This window comes from Fulvivirga sediminis, from assembly GCF_016757215.1.
GTDB lineage: Bacteria > Bacteroidota > Bacteroidia > Cytophagales > Cyclobacteriaceae > Fulvivirga > Fulvivirga sediminis.
In genome coordinates this window covers 315542-334746 of the sequence record NZ_JAESIY010000001.1, presented here as the reverse complement: position 1 = coordinate 334746, position 19205 = coordinate 315542, and the positions used below count along the sequence as shown (strand labels likewise).

The window sequence follows — 19205 nt, the reverse complement described above, 5'->3', positions numbered from 1 at the left end:
CTTTTATCTTCCTTTTCCTAACATGAAAGATCTAGATTTATATTTCATAGCCATTATACCTCCAAACCCCATTAAGGAAGTGGCCCAGCAATGGAAAGAATACTTCAGTGAAAAATACAACTCAAAAGCAGCATTAAAATCTCCACCCCACATAACGCTGCATATGCCTTTTAAATGGAAAGAAGAAAAGGAAAATCGAATATTTGAGGCTTTGGAGAAAACGGCCTCCTCTTCCTATACATTTGACTTGGTGATGAATGGCTTTGGGGCCTTTGAACCACGAGTAATATATATGGCTTTGAATAAACCTGAAGGACTAAGTCTATTATATAAGCACTTAGCAACGGTAATGAAAAAAGAGCTAAATATCTTCAACTCAGACTACAAAAATAGAGGATACCACCCACACCTCACAGTAGCTTTTAGAGATTTAAAAAAGGCAAAATTTGCCGAAGCATGGTCTGAGTTTCAAGAAAAAGAATATGAAGCCAACTTCAAAGTACATCATTTTCACCTACTTAAGCATAATGGCAAAAACTGGGAAAATTATAAAGCTTTTGAGCTGATACAATAAAGCTGGCCTAAAACTTAAGTTCATCTAATTTACTATCAGAGGTGAATTTCATACTTTTTATGTCACCTCCACGCTCTACATGCACCAAATTCACCTGATCATCATAAACCTCGGTAAGAATACTATTAAACACCCTCACTGATTCTAATTGATTAACACCATCAAGTTGTAAATAACAAAAGATAGCATCGTTCTCCACTTCATGCCCAAGATATTTTGGCAAAACCTCTTTCCCGTTAATAGTCACTTTAAACTTATCCTTGAGATATTCTTTCAATAAATCATCTGTAGTTCTTCCTTTTCCAGGATTCGTGATGTCTAAGAATGGCTCCTTCAGAGATTGTCGGAATGATTTTTCCCAATCATCAATAAAAATATGATGAGTAAACTCCAGGCTATGATTCTTTTGGTTAAAGTTAATTTCACAAACACTTACGTGCATAGGGTGAAACCATTCACTTCCAAAAAACATAACCACTAACATGAAATACTTCAGCATTGATATAAATGTTTTATCAATTTGGGCAAATATAGCCTAAACTTGCGCTTAATAATAAAATCAATATGACCCAATTTCAATTATATTTCGAATTAGGCCTAGAACACATCTTGGACATTAATGGCTATGATCACATCATATTTGTCATCGCATTATGTGCCATATATTTATTACACGATTGGAAACGCATTTTAGTTCTGATAACGGCCTTTACCATTGGCCACTCCATTACTTTGGCGCTCTCCACATTAAAAATAGTTAATTTTGACAGTGCAGTAATAGAGTTTCTAATACCAGTGACTATTTTTCTTACTGCTATGAGTAACATTCTCAAAAAAGAAAAAATGTTCTCCACCAAGCTAATACAAACCAATTACCTATTAGCTCTTTTCTTTGGGCTAATACATGGACTCGGTTTTTCAAACTATTTAAAAAGCCTTTTGGGACAGAGTAAGGGTATTGTATCACAGCTATTTGCCTTTAACATAGGCTTAGAAGTAGGCCAAATAATAGTGGTTGCAATTTTTCTACTAATTAGTTTTATATTCGTAGATCTTATAGGCGTTCAGCGGAGAGACTGGCGCATCGTCATATCATCAGCTGTAGCTGGCATAGCACTTATGCTTATGTTTGAAACAAAATTTTGGTAATTAAAAAAATAAGAATGAGGAAACTAGCACTTAGTTTAATAACACTATTGGCTTGTCAGGCATCCTTTGCACAGGATAAACCATGGCAAGGCAAATTTGAACAGCTCGGCACGGAGCTACCCACTCCTAATGAATACCGAACCGGCTCTGGTGCTCCGGGAAATGCATATTGGCAACAACAAGCCAATTATGATATAGAGGTAGAGCTTAATGATCAAAACCAAAGTATTACCGGTAAAGAAAAAATTACTTATATCAATAATTCGCCCGATGCGCTTAGCTATCTGTGGGTACAGCTAGATCAGAATGTTAGGGAGCAAGGAACGAATACGTTAAAAGTAGGTCAGTTTAGCCTTAGAGATTCTCTGCCGGCAAAATTTGCTGCACAAGGCTTAGGCATTTCTGACTATGATGGAGGTTTCAAAATCAAATCCGTTAAAGATGATTCTGGTAAAGATCTAAAATACATCATCAACAAAACTATGATGAGAGTAGACCTGCCAGAAAAATTGAAATCAGGTGACTCTTACACTTTTGGAATAGACTGGAGCTATAACATTAACGACCGTATGGAAGATGGCGGCCGTAGTGGTTTGGAATACTTCCCTGAAGATGACAACTACCTGTACACTATTGCTCAGTTTTACCCTAGAATGGCCGTTTATGATGACTATGAAGGATGGCAAAACAAGCAGTTTTTAGGTAGGGGTGAGTTCGCACTAACTTTCGGTAATTTTGATGTAAAAATCACTGTTCCTTCTGATCATATCGTAGCATCCACTGGTACACTACAAAACCCTAAAGATGTACTGACTAAAGATCAACAAAAAAGATTCGATCAAGCTAAAAAGTCATTCGATAATCCTGTGATCATAGCTACTCAGGCAGAAGCTGAAGCAAGAGAAAAAACTAAGTCTAGCAAAAAAGCTACATGGCACTATCATGCAGATAACGTAAGAGATTTTGCTTTTGCTACTTCTAGAAAGTTTATTTGGGATGCTCAGGCCGTTAAAATAGGTGATAAAACTCCTTTGGCCATGTCTTACTATCCTAAAGAAGGAAATCCTCTTTGGGAAAAGGAATCTACCAAGGCAGTTAAAAATACACTTGAAACATATTCAAAATATACTATTGACTACCCTTATCCTAAAGCCATATCTGTACATGCCGCTTCTATTGGAATGGAGTACCCTATGATATGCTTTAACTTTGGTAGACCTAACCCTGATGGAACCTATAGCGATCGTTTAAAATACAGAATGATTGGAGTAATCATCCATGAAGTGGGGCATAATTTCTTCCCTATGATCATCAACTCAGACGAGAGACAATGGACATGGATGGATGAAGGATTAAACACTTTCGTACAATATAGAACTGAGCAGGAAAAATATGATGAGTTCCCTTCTAGAAGAGGCCCTGCGGCTAACATCGTCGATTACATGAAAGGAGATACTAAGTATATCAGACCTATCATGACTAACTCAGAGCAGATAGTACAGTTTGGAAACAATGCTTATGCCAAGCCAGCAACCGCTTTAAACATATTAAGAGAAACGGTAATGGGACCTGAACTATTTGACGCTGCCTTCAAAGAGTACGCTACCCGATGGGCTTTCAAACACCCTAAGCCAGCTGACTTCTTCAGAACTATGGAAGATGCCTCTGCCATAGATCTAGACTGGTATTGGAGAGGATGGTTCTACTCTGTTGATCACGTAGATATTTCTATTGATGAAGTAAAGTGGTTTACTATGAGAGATGAAAATGCACAGGTTGAAAACAAGGGCAAAAAAACCAAAAAAGGAGATTTAGCTCAAAAAGAGGACTCAGAAAGCGCTATGAATTTCAGCAATGGGCCTGAGCCGTTCTCTTTAATTGAGACTGATCCTCGCTACTATGGTGAATTTCATAATAGAATAAATGATAAAGCCGTAATGGCCAAATTTGCTGACAAGAATTTCTATCAGATGAAATTCCAAAACAAAGGCGGACTGGTGATGCCTATTATAGTAGAGTTCACCTTCAAAGATGGCAGCAAAACAACTGAAAAAATACCAGCTGAAATCTGGAGAATGGATGAGCAGTTTGCCACTAAAGTTTTTGCTTTTGACAAAGAAGTTACTAACATCACGCTTGATCCAAACCTGGAGACAGCAGATACTGATGTAGAAGATAACTACTTCCCTAGAGAAGAATCCACTTCTAAATTTGACAAGTTCAAAGGCAAAGAAGGTAAATAGGAAGTACTAATTATATTCGTTTAAAAGCCACTCAATTATGAGTGGCTTTTTTTATTCATACCCATAGTTCTTCCTTCCAAAAGTGAAAATTACCCTTAAGCCTGCTGCTTAGTTTCTTATTATAAATTCCATTCCTATACACAGAAAAAAATAACTAGATTTGTATACTACACTGTAAAATTTAACCAGACTTTATATTATATGAGAAAGATTCTACTCACTGTAATGGCTCTTGCAGCCTGGAGTACTTCCTGGGCACAGGAAGATTGGGGACAAAAGTTTGAACAACTAGGCCAGCAATTGCCTACACCCAATGTATACCGAACAGGATCAGGGGCACCGGGAGTAAAATATTGGCAACAACAAGCTGATTATAAAATTGATGTAGCTATCAATGACAAAACCCAAGAGCTGACGGGTTCTGAAAACATAAAATACCATAATAACTCACCAGATGTACTTACATACCTATGGGTGCAGTTAGATCAAAATGTAAGAGCTAAAGGCAATTTAGATGATATTACCAGTACTGGTACTTTGAACGATTCTTTGCCCGCCAAATTTTTTCAATCTCAAATGGGTACCGATGCCTCTGGCTATGAAGGTGGCTATAAAATAAAAGCGGTTAAAAACGAGAGTGGTAAAGATCTTAACTATGTCATCAATCGTACTATGATGAAAGTTAACCTCCCTGAGCCCTTAAAATCAGGTGATAGCTATACTTTTCAGATCGATTGGTCTTACAATATTTATGACCGTATGATTATAGGCGGAAGAGGTGGCTATGAATACTTTCCTGAAGATGATAACTATGCCTATACTTGTGCCCAATGGTATCCTAGAATGGCCGTATACGATGATTATGAAGGATGGCAAAACAAGCAATTTATAGGACGTGGTGAGTTTGCCCTGACCTTTGGGGATTTTGAAGTAAACATTACCGTACCTGAAGATCATATAGTAGCCGCAACGGGAGTACTACAAAATGCTAAGCAAGTACTTTCTAAAACACAAATGGATCGTTTTGAAAAGGCTAAAAAAACTTATGACAAGCCTGTATTTATAGTTACTGAAGCTGAAGCCAAAGCAAATGAAAAAACTAAAGCCAGTAAAACTAAGACATGGTCTTTCAAAGCTGATAACGTAAGAGATTTTGCCTTTGCCTCTTCCAGAAAATACATCTGGGATGCACAAGCTGTAAAACTACCTACTACTACACCTTTAGCGATGTCCTTTTACCCTAAAGAAGGAAACCCTCTTTGGGCAGATGAATCTACTAAGGCCATTAAAAACACGCTTGAAATATACAGTGAAAGAACTTTTGATTACCCTTACCCAGTAGCCATTTCAGTAAATGCTGCTAACCAGGGAATGGAATACCCAATGATATGCTTCAACTACGGTAGACCCGTTGATGGCACTATTTCTCCCAGACTTTTAGACGGTACAGTAAGCGTAATAGTGCATGAAGTAGGACACAACTATTTCCCTATGATTGTTAACTCAGATGAGCGCCAGTGGACGTGGATGGATGAAGGACTCAATACTTTCCTTGAAAAAGAAACTAAACGAGAGCGCTACCCTGACCTTGACCTTGATTGGGGTACACCAAAAGGCGTAATAAGATATATGAAAGGCGATACTAGATATATCACTCCTATCATGACTAACTCTGAGCAAGTTAAACAATTTGGATATAATGCCTATGGTAAGCCCTCTGCCGCGTTAACAGTACTTAGAGAAGTAGTTATGGGGCCAGATCTTTTCGATGCTGCATTTAAAGAGTACTCTAACCGGTGGATGTTTAAGCACCCTAAGCCTGCTGATTTCTTCCGTACTATGGAAGATGCTTCCGCTGTAGATCTTGATTGGTTTTGGAGAGGGTGGTTCTACTCTGTAGATCATGTAGATGTAAATCTGAGCAATGTGCAGTGGTTCAAAATGAGAAATGAAACCGGAGACGTAGAAAACAAAGGTAAATCTGTGAATGAAGCTGATCTACAAACTAGCAGCAATAGCGCCATGGACTTCAGCAAAGGGCCTGAGCCTTTTTCTCTTATTGAAACAGATCCTAGATATTATGGAGAATTTCAGAATAAGATTGATGACAACGCTGTTATGAAAAAATTTGCAGATAAAAACTTTTATCAGCTGACTTTTAAAAATGAAGGGGGCTTAGTATCTCCTCTAATAGTTAAGTTTACTTTTAATGATGGCTCTTCTACCTCCGAAACTATTCCTGCAGAAATATGGAGAATGAATGAGCAAGAAGTAATTAAAGTTTTTGCTTTCGATAAAGAAGTAACAGATATAGTAGTAGACCCTGAAGAAAAAACAGGTGATACTAATACCGAAGACAATATATTCCCAAGAGAGCCTTCACTTTCTAAATTTGATCAATTCAAGAGTAAAATAGATACCAATGCTAAAGTAAAGGTAGAAGGAGAGTGGCATTTCACTACAGAAACGCCCGAAGGAGAAATAACCGGTAGCATAGACATCAAGAAAAAGAGAAATAAATATTCTGGCACAGTAACTACCGAAAGCAGCTCTAAAAAGAGAGAGCTAACATCAGTTTCACTAGAAGGAAATGTACTGAAATTTAGCTTCGAGGCATCTTCGGGTGCTTTTACTGTAGAAAGCAAGGTAATTGTAGAAGGAGATCAATTTAATGGAAATATGAGCCTAGGATCATATGGAGATTTTGATGTAACTGGAAGGCGATAGCATTCTAGTTGTTTTAAAACCAAAAAGGCTGCCTTACACCTCGTAAAGCAGCCTTTTCTTTATCGATTCAATTAAATTAAACCTTGGTTAGTCTTAAGTAAGGTTTCACTTTTTCGTAACCTGGGAATCTTTTATCTGCGTCTTCATCAGAGACTGAAGGTGAAATAACTACCTTATCACCATGATTCCAGTTTGCCGGAGTAGCCAGCTGCTGATTAGCTGTAAGCTGCAAGCTGTCTATCACTCTTAATAACTCGTCAAAGTTTCTACCTGTAGAGGCAGGATAAGTTAGCAACAGTTTAAGCGTCTTGTCTGGTCCCACAATATATACAGATCTTACCGTAGCCGTACCTGATGCCTTCGGGTGAATCATTCCATAAAGATCAGCTATTTCCTTATTAGGATCAGCTATGATAGGAAAGTTCATTACACAGTTTTGTGTTTCGTTAATATCTTTCACCCACTCATGATGAGAATCGATATCATCCACACTAATAGCCATCATTTTAACGTTTCTTTTATCAAACTCAGGCTTATATTTAGCAGCAGTACCTAGCTCAGTAGTACACACTGGCGTAAAGTCTGCAGGGTGAGAAAATAATATTCCCCATGAGTCTCCTAACCATTCGTGATAGCTAACCGTACCTTCAGTAGTTTCAGCGGTAAAATCAGGGGCTATGTCGCCCAATTTTAAATCTGCCATGATTTTAAATTTTTGATTTAAGTTTCAAAATCTTTTCTCCCTTATATAATTTAAGGGTATTACTGTTTAACGTATCATACTTTTGATAGTTGGCTTTTTTTAAATAATCTATATAAAAATAAAAAACAGGCCCCTTTTCATTAGAAAAGGAAGCCTGTTTTTAGCGATTAAACCTAAATCGTTTATTTTAAATTACTTGATTTCAATTTTCCAGTTAAGATCAACATCAGACTGTCCGTCTTCGGTAGTAGTAGACTCAGACTTTAAATTAGGCTGATGCTTTAGTATAATTCGGAAATTTCCTGATTTAGCCTCAGCAGTAGTCCAGGTTGTGGTTAAACCTAAAGGCAGTGAATTCACATCCTTGTCTTCATAGTTAATATCCTTATCATCTCTATTACCTGCTCCTATATTACCGGTGCCCTGAGGATCAGAAAAAAGGCCTTCTGTAAACCCAAAGAAGAACATGTGTGCATCGCTTTCTTCTTTAATTTCTTCTGTGATATCTTCATTCTCGTCACCTACAGTATTTTTTAAAGACATAGTTAAGGTATACTCAGTATTGGCTTTTAGTACTATATCGTCTTGAGTAGGTTTTTCAGTTCCTTCACCATCAGGATCATAGTAAGTCGCTGTTACTACCTCTGTACCTTCAGACGGGGTGAAGGTAAGTGTAATCTGATTGATCACTTCTTCCTCGTTTTCTGCTTCAGGTACATCATCATCACTACACGAAGTGAAAAGCACCGTAAATAATAATAAAACAGGAATTGTAATTCGTAAAACTTTCATGTGTTGCTGCATTTTAGTTTTTATAAAAATCTTAATGCAAAGATATAGCAATTGCAACAATATTGCATCTGTTTTATGTAAAAGGTTGAAAAAAAGTTTAAGATGCCTATATAAGAGGTCAATTAAAATTTATACTTAGCAGAAAAAAGCACATTCAAGCCCGGTTCATCAGCATAATATCGCATGCTATTAGTATAATCTCGATAGCTAGTATTAAGCAGATTCTTACCTCTAAGACCAAGGATTAACTTACCCATAGTTACATTTACTTGAGCATCTAACAAAAAGTAGCCATCAGGTGCAGGCGCAAAATCAAATCGATCATTACTATTTTCTATAACTGGTGTCCCAGCCTCTTCGCCCTCAATAATCTCAGTAGGACTTATCACTTTCGGAGCATTGTATTGCTTAAAAATATAATTCCCTTCAATACTTGCATTTACATTATCAAAACCAAGAATAGATTTTTCAAAATTCAATTTATACCCCACCTTATTTGAAGTAATGCCTACAAAATAGGCGTCGCTGCTAACATCTTTTACATACAAATACGATCCTCTTACCTGGGAAGAAAATGTTTTATTATGATGATGGATATAACTGGCATCAAGGCCATAAAACAGGGCATTAGTCTGATCATAAAGAAAATAGGGGAAAGGCCCTCTTACAGTAGAAACTATACCACCAGGACGTGTATAAATATAATTGCCCATGTAATTAACATAAGGCGTTATTTCTAAATCATGCTTTGAAGTTTTATAATTATAAGTAGCCAGCCATTTAAAAGAGGTTTCGTTATCAATAGGTTTGCTATCCTGATCGGCCACATCTCTGCTACTACCTACTGCCCCTGCACTCTTAATCTCCCAACGCCAAAAACCATATTCAACCTCATTTTCATGCTTACCATAACTATACAGCTCCGCTACGTTTGGAGGTCTCCAGGCTGATCCTATACTCGTTCTAAAATGTCCGTACTGCCCTAACTCCTTGCTTATACCAATAAGGCCTGTAACACTGTTATAAGTCAGATCTTGTCTGTAAATGCCATTATCATTTTCACGACCACGTACATTGGCCTGTTGATAATCATACCTAACACCTACCTCAAGGGTAAAATGATCCAGCGGCTTTGATTCGGTGATGTATAAACCAAATCTACTGTTATTGTAATTAGGCACAAACTGCACTGTATTAGTACCGGGTACATTATTATTATCCTGATACAACCACTGACCGCCAATACTACCATCCCAGCCATTAATTTCCGGGTGAAGCCACTCCAAATCTAAAGTATGAGTAAAAAGCTCAAGATCTATGGATGGTAATTCATTATTATTAGATCGCCTAACATCAAATTCCTTTCTTCTGTTAGCTTGAAAGCCGTATTCAAACTTTAGCATACTGTTAGAAAAATTGTACTCTCCCTTGGCAGTAACCACATCATGCTGCACCTCCTGCCGAGGATTATTAATATCATAACTAAAATCAGAATTAGTGTAAGCTGGCTTCTCACTCTGCATAGCCAAAGCCAAATCTTCCAGGCTGCCGACCACGGAACCTCTCAGCACACCCAACTCTTGCCCTATATGACTATAGCTTAATTGTAGATCGATATTTTTATGATGGTAGCGTGTACCAGCCATATAGCTAAGTTCACGCGCTCCCGTGTTGGTTAGATAATAATCGGGAGTCTTCATATCTCCCTGCTGCCTACCAGACAGCTGAGCCATCCAGGCCCACTTTTTATAGCCTTCTTGCAATAACAAATTTCCATTTAAAGACCTTCCGTTACTACCTGCTTCCACTCCCGCTTCTCCATGCAAATGTCCTGTAAGTAATTCCATTTTAGGAGGATTCAAAATAACTACTCCCCCCATAGCATCAGGACCATACTTTACTGCAGAAGCTCCTTTCACTACGGTAACATTGTCAGCCTGGCTTACATCTATCTCAGGTGCATGATCACTTCCCCAGGTTTGTCCTTCATGCCTAATGCCATTATTAATTATTAAAATGCGATTTCCGTACAATCCATGAATCACAGGTTTCACAATGTTCGCTCCTGTTTTCATAGTTGAAACTCCTGTAATATTAGTGAGTACATCTCCCAGACTTTCATTCTTAACCAAATCAAGCTCTTGTTTAGAAATCTTATTTTCCGCCGCAGTAGATAGTCCAGATTGTTGCTTATCTCCTTCCACCACCACACTTTCCAGTATCATATCATCTTCAGCCAGCTGCACATTCATGTGTTTATGAAAGAGGTCATGATGATGAACCACACTCTTATAACCCACATATGAAACCAAAATATCAAATTCTTGTGAGCACAATTTCTCAAGGATGAAATACCCCTTCTCATTGGTAAGTGCTCCTTTTTCTGTACCCTTTACCTGCACCGAGGCATAAGCTAGCGGTTCTCCCGTTTGAGCATCAGTAATAACACCATCAAAAGAACAACTACAATCTAAGGAGCAATCCTTTTTTTGACTATATACCACACTAAAAAGAAGAGAGAAAATAAAGATTAAGCCTAACTTTTTCATATTTCATTCATTAATTGCAACAAAGTTGCATACACATTTTAAGAAAGGGGTAGTATTTTAAAATTTATTTCACCATTCACAACAAAAAGACCACCATGGACTTTAGTATTGCAGAAGAAAATATTAAGTTCTGAGTTATGAGCAAAAAACACCCTCTCCTTATTTACATAGCAATTATATTTGCCTCAATTCTATCCATTAATTGTGCTCCTAAAATATCCACCGCAGAAAAGCAACTTTCGGAACACTTAACCAACAGCGTATTATGGTATCAAAGATCCGCTGAAATGACAGCCAGCTATCTACAAGCCTACCAATATGCTGAATATTTACTAAGCAACAAATTAGACACTATGGAGTTTCAAAAACCTCCGGCAGTGGTATTAGATATTGATGAGACTGTATTAGATAACAGCCCATATGAAGCTCAACTTATAGAAGAAGGAAAAACATACGCATCAGAAAGCTGGAAAAAATGGACTGATGAGGTAAGAGCTGAAGTACTGCCTGGCGCCAAAGAGTTCTTAACCTATGCCAAAGAAAATGGAGTAGAAGTATTTTATATTTCTAATCGTAAGCAAACGGAGTTAGAGAGTACTATACAAAACCTAACTATGCTTGATCTCCCCAATGCAGATCAAAATCACATTTTCTTGAAATCTGGCACTAGTGACAAAACCGAAAGGAGGCAGCATGTAGCTAATGACTATACTATTATTCTATTTGTAGGAGATAACCTCACTGATTATTCGCAGCTATATGCTGACCGTGGTAAGGATATGGGCAAAAATATATTGTTGAAAAACAAAGAGGAACTACTTGATAACTTCATAATTCTACCTAACCCTATGTATGGAGAGTGGGAAGGTAGTATTTATGGTAATGACTACGGGATCTCCAATGAAGAAAAAATAATCAGGAGAAAAAAGGCTTTTAAAAAATAGGTTAAACCTATTCTTCTACCATTTCTGAAAATTTAAATTTCTGAATTATGTAGTGTAAGAAATTAAAAGAAATAACAGAATTAGGATCTTCATATGTATTATCTGATGAAGATCTACCTTTATCTTCAGAAGTTTCTTTGCTGACACTATTAGTACTATTGGCCTTATCAGATTCCTTTTTCTTAGACTCTATATCCTGATTTTTCTTGTTGCTTTCCTTATCTCCATCAGTATAAGAGGTACGTGCTTTGTGGTGTGTAGAATACGATCTGCCTTCGCCAGAAGTGTATGATCTTTCATTTCCCGCATCCATTAGATCACTGGCAGAAGAACCAGATCCTCCATCTTCGAACATAAACGTATTTTCCTGCGCTAAAGCAGTAGATGCAAAAGCACAAAATACTGAAAGCATAAATAAGTTTTTGAACGACTTTAGTTTCATAAGAAGCATAAAAGTGATGTTAAATATACGCATAATATTTGAAAATGTTGCAAATCATAGATGATACGGCTAATATTAGACCATACCTCAAACAAAAAATAATATGGATCTAATTAATTGGGATGAATTCGAAAAGGTCAAAATCTGTGTAGGAACAGTGATTAAGGCAGAGTTATTTCCGGAGGCGAGGAAACCTGCTTATAAGTTATTAGTCAATTTAGGAGATGAAATTGGTATAAAAAAGTCAAGCGCTCAAATCACATATCATTATGATCCGGAAACCCTCATAAACAAACAGGTGATTTGTGTAGTAAACTTCCCTGAAAAACAAATCGGCCCCTTAATATCTCAGGTACTTGTTACCGGCTTTCATGATGAGAATGGCCATGTGATACTCGCTACACCTGATAAGCCCATTCCTAATGGTACTCGACTTTTATAACTCATGTACTATTTCCCTAATATTGACGTAAATTCTCTGTATCAAAAAGAGCTATGTTTTATATGTTAAAGCTTCATGATTCTATAGCTTTAGGGAAAATTTGGAGAACATCATATGATTACGTTCCAGCAGCTACCTTCTATCACCAAGGGAATTATTTTATCTGAAAATGGGCCATCGGAAATAAGCTATTTATTAACAGATAGCCGAAAGTCATTCTTTGCCAGAGGAGCCTTATTTTTTGCTATTTCAGGGAAAAGACATGACGGACATGACTATATTTCTAATTTATACAACGAAGGAGTCCGACAATTTGTAGTTGAGAAAAACTTGGACGTTACTCCATATCCAAATAGTAATTTCATTCAAGTAGATAATGTAATAGAAGCATTACAGGCAATCGCACAGTATCATCGTGAGACCTATAAGCTTTTGTGCGTTGGTATTACTGGTAGCAATGGTAAAACCATCATTAAAGAGTGGCTGCACCAAATGCTGTCTCCGTATAAAAAAGTAGTGAAAAGCCCCCACAGCTATAACTCACAGATAGGGGTACCGCTTTCGGTTTGGCAAATCAACGACCTCCACGAAGTGGGCATATTTGAAGCCGGGATAAGCACCACAGGAGAAATGCAAAAGCTAGCCCATATCATTCAGCCAGAAATAGGCATTTTCTCCAATATTGGCTCAGCACATGCACAAGGATTTTATTCTATTGAAGAAAAAGTAAAAGAAAAGGCCTTACTCTTTAAAAATACTCGCCGGGTAATTTATTGCAAAGATCATGAACTCATAGATCAACATTTAAAAGATAAAGGATTTACCTGGGGGTATTCGGAACAAGCAGATATTCACATTATAAGTCAAGAAAGCAAACTCGGCGTTACCTCCATGCAAATATCATATGAGGGGAATAATCACGTGCTCAATTTTCCATTTTCTTCAGAAGCTGCCCTGCAAAACAGCCTGCATTGCGTAGCTTTTCTCACTTTAATGGGTTTTGATTTCAGCATCATTCAAAAAGGTCTTGATAAACTTCAGACAATACCTATGCGCTTAGAAATGAAAAAAGCGCTTAATGGATCTTCCTTAATAGATGACACTTATAATAATGATCTGGCAGGCCTACGTATAGCAGTTGAGTTTCTTTCTCATCAGACACAACACCCTAAAAGAACCGTCATACTATCTGATATACAGCAAAGTGATTTAGAAGAAAAAGGGCTATATCAACAAATAAATACCATATTTAAATCGGCTGATATCAACCGCCTCATTGGAATAGGGCCTGTGCTAACCAAAAATAAAGACTGTTTTGACATTCCATCCTCATTTTATAAAAACACGACCGACTTTTTAAATGATTTTGACCTAAGTCAGTTACAAAATGAGCTTATTTTGGTAAAAGGTGCCCGTAGCTTCACTTTTGAAAAAGTGGTACGTGCGCTGGAAGAAAGACTTCATGGTACACAGCTACAGATTAACCTTGATGCTCTTACTCATAACCTCAATTTTTACAAATCTCAGTTAAAGTCGCACACCAAGCTAATGGTAATGGTAAAGGCCTTTGCCTATGGCAGCGGTAGCTTAGAAATAGCTAATCTGATGCAGTTTCACAGGGTAGATTATCTGGGGGTGGCATATGCTGACGAAGGCATGTTTTTAAGAACCAATGGTATCTATCTGCCTATTATGGTGATGAACCCTAGTGAAGACAGCTTCGAAAACATTATAAAATATGATCTGGAACCTGAGATCTATAACCTAAATATACTTAAGCATTTCATTAGCTACTTAGATGGAAGATCTGCTAAAATCCACCTAAAACTAGATACTGGCATGCATAGGCTAGGTTTTGAAGGGCAGGATCTTGAAGAATTATTAAATATTCTGAAAAACCACCCTAACCTAAGGGTAAAGAGCATTTTCAGTCATCTAGCTGGAGCTGACGGAGCAGAACATAAAGATTTTTCATATCAACAGGCACAAAAACTTAAAAACTGGGTTAATATTATCAAAGAACGCCTTCAGTATTCACCCATCGTCCATTTATTAAACTCTCCAGGAATTATTCGTTTTCCTGATTTACAATTTGACATGGTACGACTGGGAATAGGATTATATGGCCTGGATACCAACAACTTACAACAACATCACCTTTTGCCCATAAGTAGATTAAAGACCATGATTTCTCAAATAAAAACAGTAAAACCCGGCGAGACCATCGGCTACAGCAGAAAAGGGAAAGTCAACCAAGAAATGAAAATAGCCACTATAGCCATTGGCTATGCCGATGGTTTTAACCGAGGCTTTAGCAATGGGAATGGAGAAGTGTGGATCAACGGAAAAAAAGCTCCTGTAATAGGCAATGTTTGTATGGATATGACTATGGTGGACATTACCAACATAGATGCACGGGAAGGAGATGAAGTGGAGGTTTTTGGAGAACACGTAACCATTACAGAAATGGCTGAGAAAATTAACACTATTCCCTACGAGATATTGTCTAATGTGAGTCAGAGAGTAAAAAGAATCTATTATACTGAGTAAGATATGAAGTGGATCATAATTTTATTGGCTTTAATATGCTCCTCCTGTAAAATAGACAGCGACAAAGGGGTAGACCTCACGGACTTTGATTTTAAAACAGGTGATGATACTGAAATTTTCTTCAAAAACGTAAGGCAATCATATTATGATCTGGAAGAAAATAAATCAGCGAAATTAAATATCTTCCGTTTTGAAGATCGGTTAAAAGAAGCGTCACACCCTGTTCTCAACCTAGCTATAGTATTTAATTATCTGCAAGATGAAGCCACTCTACTCATAGAACCACTCAATATAACTTTAGAAGGAAACCTGGAGGTAATTGCGAATCACAACAACCAGACTGACACTTTAACACTCGATACTTTTAACAGAAGTGCTATGCTTATCTTTATCAGCGACATATACCAGCACTTGATAAAAGGTGCTAAGTTTCAAATAAAAACGGCATCGGGCTATGAAGATACCTTGGTGTCAAAACAAGAAAGGGAAGCCTTTAGGCTCACCGTCTCTGATTACTATAGACTTACCCGTATTTATTGAAATTATTTATGTCTTATTAACCATTTCCTACACTTAATGCCACCATAAAAATAGTACCTAGAATTCTCTTGATGCTATCTAATTTATTATCCTTATATAACTATACCGCTATTTCAAAACGAGACACAAGGTTAAGAATGATTTAAACCAAAGTCCGGTCAACCTTTTTTATCTTTGTGGATGGCCAAAACTAAAACCTTATTTTTTTGTCAGAATTGCGGGTATGAGTCTGCGAAGTGGCTAGGCAAATGTCCCTCATGTGGTAGCTGGAACAGCTTTGTGGAAGAAGTAACCAAAAGCAGCTCCTCTACTGATAAAAATGAATGGAGAACAAAAAGCAAACAACAAAAATCAACTCCTAAAAGAGTAGGAGAGATAACCCACGAGAAAGATCTGCGGATAAACTCTAAAAATAGCGAGCTCAACCGTGTGCTAGGTGGGGGAATAGTAGCCGGATCTGTGGTACTCATAGCTGGCGAGCCAGGTATCGGTAAATCTACCCTGATGTTACAAATAGCACTTTCCGTAAACTGCAAAGTGCTTTATGTGTCTGGAGAAGAAAGTGAACAGCAAATAAAAATGCGGGCCGACAGGATCACTAATATTGAATCTAGCGCCAATGAATGCTTTATCTTGGCAGAGACAGACACTCAGGACATTTTTTCACAAGCGGAAGAACTCAAACCAGATGTACTGATTCTAGACTCCATCCAAACGCTTCACTCTTCACATGTGGAATCTGCTGCAGGGAGCGTTTCTCAGGTAAAACAGTGTACTGCGGAGCTGATAAAATTTGCCAAGGAAACCAATACACCACTATTTCTGGTAGGTCACATTACTAAAGATGGCACCATAGCTGGCCCTAAGGTGTTAGAACATATGGTGGATACGGTGCTGCAATTTGAAGGCGACAGACACCTTTCCTACAGGATATTGCGAACTACAAAAAACAGGTTTGGCTCTACTTCTGAACTAGGTATTTATGAAATGTTAGGCTCTGGATTAAGAGAGGTGAGTAACCCATCAGAGATTTTAATATCACAAAAAGATGGTGAACTGAGTGGCGTAACTATTGGCGCCACTATAGAAGGAAACCGACCTTTAATGATAGAAATACAAGCATTAGTTAGTACCGCAGCATATGGCACCCCACAGAGAAGCTCTACAGGTTTTGAACCTCGCCGTTTAAATATGCTGCTGGCGGTATTAGAAAAAAGATGCGGTTTTAGACTAGGCTTGCAAGATGTATTTTTAAATATGGCCGGAGGTATAAAAGTAGAAGATCCTGCCATGGACCTGGCCGTTTGCTGTGCGGTAGTATCATCATTAGAAGAAATATCAATACCTGAAAAAGTATGTTTTGCTGCTGAAGTAGGACTTGGTGGTGAGTTAAGAGCTGTAAACAGAATTGAAAGCCGAATAGCAGAAGCAGAAAAATTAGGCTTTGAGGAAATTTACATATCAAAATTTGGAATGAAAGGGGCCGAACAGTCAAAATTTAAGATTACTGTAAAACCTTTCAGCAAGATAAACGATATTTTTAGTGAACTTTTTGGATAATACAACTTATGGAAACTTATTTTAATGGCTTAGGAGTAGACTCGGAAACTTTCAGAATTGTGGTATTACCCCTAATGATTTTCTTTGCCCGAATCTGTGACGTATCTATTAATACCATCAGAATTATATTTGTAATGGGTGGTAAAAAGTGGATCTCGACCATTTTAGGCTTTTTTGAATCCCTTATATGGCTATTAGCCATTGGTCAAATTTTTCAGCACATCGATAATATATATTCATACATAGCCTATCCTGCCGGGTTTGCTTGCGGTATTTTGGTAGGTATGCTTATAGAAGAGCGCCTGGCTCTGGGCAAGGTAGTAGTAAGAATAATCACCTCCGCTGATCTCTCTTCTATATTAGACTATATTCATGATAAAAATATCAGATACTCAATGGTATCGTCAGAAACTCATGAAGGAGAAGAAAAACTATTGTTCACTGTGCAAAACCGCGACAATTTGCCTGATTTCTTAAATCATATGCAAAAGTCCATTCCTAAAGCTTTTTATACAGTAGAATCAGTTAAAAATGCCAGTGAATCAGGCCTACTTATAGAAAAGCCCAGCAGAAGAGGACTAGGCTCATGGCTCACCTCTATAAGAAGAAAATAATAATTTCGCAGATGAAAAGTTTATTCCTTTATGAATTGAAATTTTTCATCTGCTAACCTTAAAACATATATCCCTTTCGGAAGATGAGAAATGTCTATCATATGGTCAACTACAGTCCGAGAATAGACATTTCCTTTCATATCTATAACCTTCACCTCTTTAGGTAGGAATACCTTATCTAAATATATTTTATCTTTCGCTGGGTTTGGGTAAGGATGTAACGCCTCATAAGTTTCATCATTTGAGGTAATGGATTCATAAATATTAGGTATTTCAATATCTGGCTCCTCGGTGGGCTGGCTATACACCAAGAAATTAAAGTCATTAACCAAAGAATCCGATTCCAATCTATTTATTGCTCTTACAGTCACCATATACGGATTATTTCTTGCAAGATGATCAGACATTTCTAAGCCAAGCAAAACGCCGTCACTTATCTGCTCAGTGCTGATATTTTCTAATTCACTATACACTTCAAAGGTTAGATCTCCTTTATCTTTAGTTGCATAAATGTGTAAAGACTCCTTTTTTTTGGCTCTAATACTAAAGACCTCTTGGCATCGAGGTTTTCAACATCATCTGCATTGATCTTAACTGCACCATCCACATCCTTCAAAATAATTTGAAAATCTCTCACCATATAACCAACCATTTGATATTCTCCTTCTATCCATGCAAACTGAGCTATTTTTAAAGCAAAATTATATTCACCAATAGCATCATCGGCTGTAGGCATCCAGGTAAACAAACCGGTTATATGATCTACAGAAACTCCTTGGGGAATAAAATATCCATCTACTTCCTTATTAAGGAATTGTTTGCAGGGTACCAGCTCATACCTAAGCTTTAAATCCTGTCCACTTTTTGCGGCTAGTGATAAATTCAGTTCTTTCCTATATTGTCCGTAAAAAAGAGCAGGCGCTTGTATGGCCGGAGACTTCTCAGATACAAGCATATTCTCCCTAACAGCAATAAATGTTTCTAAGTAAAGAAACATATTAACTGAATTCTTTATATTAATAACACTCTCATTCCTATTAGCCTCTGCATAACTCATAATATAATTACCTAAAGTATTATATTGGTGAGTAACCGAATATTCTGCATAACCGACATTAGGCCCCTCTATAGAACTGTCTACAAGAGGTACCATCATAGAAGTACCATCTCCAAAGTCAAGCACCCCTTCACCAACAAGCACCTTAGATTTGGCATCTGTATAGACTTTTATAGTGATTTTATAAGTAAAATTACTTTCATCTATCAACTCATATGATATCTCCCCACTACTAAGGTGAGTAGCCCAAAGGCTATTTGCTGAAAAAACAGAGATTATGAGCAAGAAGAAGAGTGATTTTTTCATTATTTCAAATTTG

General features: G+C 37.4%; 17 protein-coding genes. 10 read left to right on the top strand and 7 right to left on the bottom strand.

The window, feature by feature from the left end:
- The first annotated feature begins 22 nt into the window (after positions 1-22).
- Positions 23-574: an RNA 2',3'-cyclic phosphodiesterase gene (gene thpR / locus JL102_RS01495; RefSeq protein ID WP_202241910.1), complete on the top strand. Its 552-nt coding sequence runs from the start codon at positions 23-25 to the stop codon at positions 572-574.
- 7 nt (positions 575-581) lie between these two features.
- Here the strand turns inward: thpR and JL102_RS01490 are convergent, their stop codons facing one another.
- The gene (locus tag JL102_RS01490) at positions 582-1073 is read right to left on the bottom strand and encodes a DUF6702 family protein (protein WP_202241909.1); all 492 of its coding nucleotides are present in this window, start codon (positions 1071-1073) and stop codon (positions 582-584) included.
- A 65-nt stretch (positions 1074-1138) separates the two neighbouring features.
- Here JL102_RS01490 and JL102_RS01485 point away from each other — a divergent pair, with 65 nt between their 5' ends.
- The 3 genes from JL102_RS01485 (at position 1139) to JL102_RS01475 (ending at position 6693) form a co-directional block, all read left to right on the top strand.
- Positions 1139-1723: a HupE/UreJ family protein gene (locus tag JL102_RS01485; protein ID WP_202241908.1), complete on the top strand. Its 585-nt coding sequence runs from the start codon at positions 1139-1141 to the stop codon at positions 1721-1723.
- Between the two features lie 14 nt (positions 1724-1737).
- Positions 1738-3966, top strand: coding sequence for a M1 family metallopeptidase (locus tag JL102_RS01480; protein WP_202241907.1), 2229 nt, complete (start codon positions 1738-1740; stop codon positions 3964-3966).
- A gap of 201 nt (positions 3967-4167) precedes the next feature.
- The gene (locus tag JL102_RS01475) at positions 4168-6693 is read left to right on the top strand and encodes a M1 family metallopeptidase (RefSeq protein WP_202241906.1); all 2526 of its coding nucleotides are present in this window, start codon (positions 4168-4170) and stop codon (positions 6691-6693) included.
- Between the two features lie 76 nt (positions 6694-6769).
- Here the strand turns inward: JL102_RS01475 and JL102_RS01470 are convergent, their stop codons facing one another.
- From JL102_RS01470 to JL102_RS01460, 3 genes are all read right to left on the bottom strand, one after another.
- The gene (locus JL102_RS01470; protein ID WP_202241905.1) at positions 6770-7396 is read right to left on the bottom strand and encodes a peroxiredoxin; all 627 of its coding nucleotides are present in this window, start codon (positions 7394-7396) and stop codon (positions 6770-6772) included.
- A 192-nt stretch (positions 7397-7588) separates the two neighbouring features.
- A complete protein-coding gene (locus JL102_RS01465; protein WP_202241904.1) occupies positions 7589-8188 on the bottom strand; it encodes a hypothetical protein in 600 nt (199 codons plus the stop codon).
- A gap of 122 nt (positions 8189-8310) precedes the next feature.
- Positions 8311-10737 (bottom strand): TonB-dependent receptor, encoded by a 2427-nt coding sequence (locus JL102_RS01460; RefSeq protein ID WP_202241903.1) that lies wholly within the window; start codon positions 10735-10737, stop codon positions 8311-8313.
- A gap of 137 nt (positions 10738-10874) precedes the next feature.
- Between JL102_RS01460 and JL102_RS01455 the strand changes: the two genes are divergently transcribed.
- Positions 10875-11681, top strand: coding sequence for a 5'-nucleotidase, lipoprotein e(P4) family (locus JL102_RS01455; protein ID WP_202241902.1), 807 nt, complete (start codon positions 10875-10877; stop codon positions 11679-11681).
- A 7-nt stretch (positions 11682-11688) separates the two neighbouring features.
- Here JL102_RS01455 and JL102_RS01450 read toward each other — a convergent pair whose 3' ends face one another.
- Positions 11689-12093 (bottom strand): hypothetical protein, encoded by a 405-nt coding sequence (locus JL102_RS01450; protein ID WP_202241901.1) that lies wholly within the window; start codon positions 12091-12093, stop codon positions 11689-11691.
- A gap of 133 nt (positions 12094-12226) precedes the next feature.
- Here JL102_RS01450 and JL102_RS01445 point away from each other — a divergent pair, with 133 nt between their 5' ends.
- The 5 genes from JL102_RS01445 (at position 12227) to JL102_RS01425 (ending at position 17829) form a co-directional block, all read left to right on the top strand.
- Positions 12227-12565, top strand: coding sequence for a tRNA-binding protein (locus tag JL102_RS01445; protein WP_202241900.1), 339 nt, complete (start codon positions 12227-12229; stop codon positions 12563-12565).
- A gap of 114 nt (positions 12566-12679) precedes the next feature.
- On the top strand, positions 12680-15115 hold the full coding sequence (locus tag JL102_RS01440; RefSeq protein ID WP_202241899.1) for a bifunctional UDP-N-acetylmuramoyl-tripeptide:D-alanyl-D-alanine ligase/alanine racemase: 2436 nt from the start codon (positions 12680-12682) through the stop codon (positions 15113-15115).
- A gap of 3 nt (positions 15116-15118) precedes the next feature.
- Positions 15119-15655 (top strand): hypothetical protein, encoded by a 537-nt coding sequence (locus JL102_RS01435; protein WP_202241898.1) that lies wholly within the window; start codon positions 15119-15121, stop codon positions 15653-15655.
- A 180-nt stretch (positions 15656-15835) separates the two neighbouring features.
- Positions 15836-17215: a DNA repair protein RadA gene (radA, locus tag JL102_RS01430; RefSeq protein ID WP_202241897.1), complete on the top strand. Its 1380-nt coding sequence runs from the start codon at positions 15836-15838 to the stop codon at positions 17213-17215.
- An 8-nt stretch (positions 17216-17223) separates the two neighbouring features.
- Positions 17224-17829 (top strand): DUF2179 domain-containing protein, encoded by a 606-nt coding sequence (locus tag JL102_RS01425; protein ID WP_202241896.1) that lies wholly within the window; start codon positions 17224-17226, stop codon positions 17827-17829.
- 20 nt (positions 17830-17849) lie between these two features.
- Here the strand turns inward: JL102_RS01425 and JL102_RS01420 are convergent, their stop codons facing one another.
- Positions 17850-18302, bottom strand: a complete 453-nt coding sequence (locus JL102_RS01420; protein WP_202241895.1) for a T9SS type A sorting domain-containing protein — start codon at positions 18300-18302, stop codon at positions 17850-17852.
- A gap of 8 nt (positions 18303-18310) precedes the next feature.
- On the bottom strand, positions 18311-19192 hold the full coding sequence (locus JL102_RS01415; protein ID WP_202241894.1) for a hypothetical protein: 882 nt from the start codon (positions 19190-19192) through the stop codon (positions 18311-18313).
- Between the last annotated feature and the right edge of the window lie 13 nt (positions 19193-19205).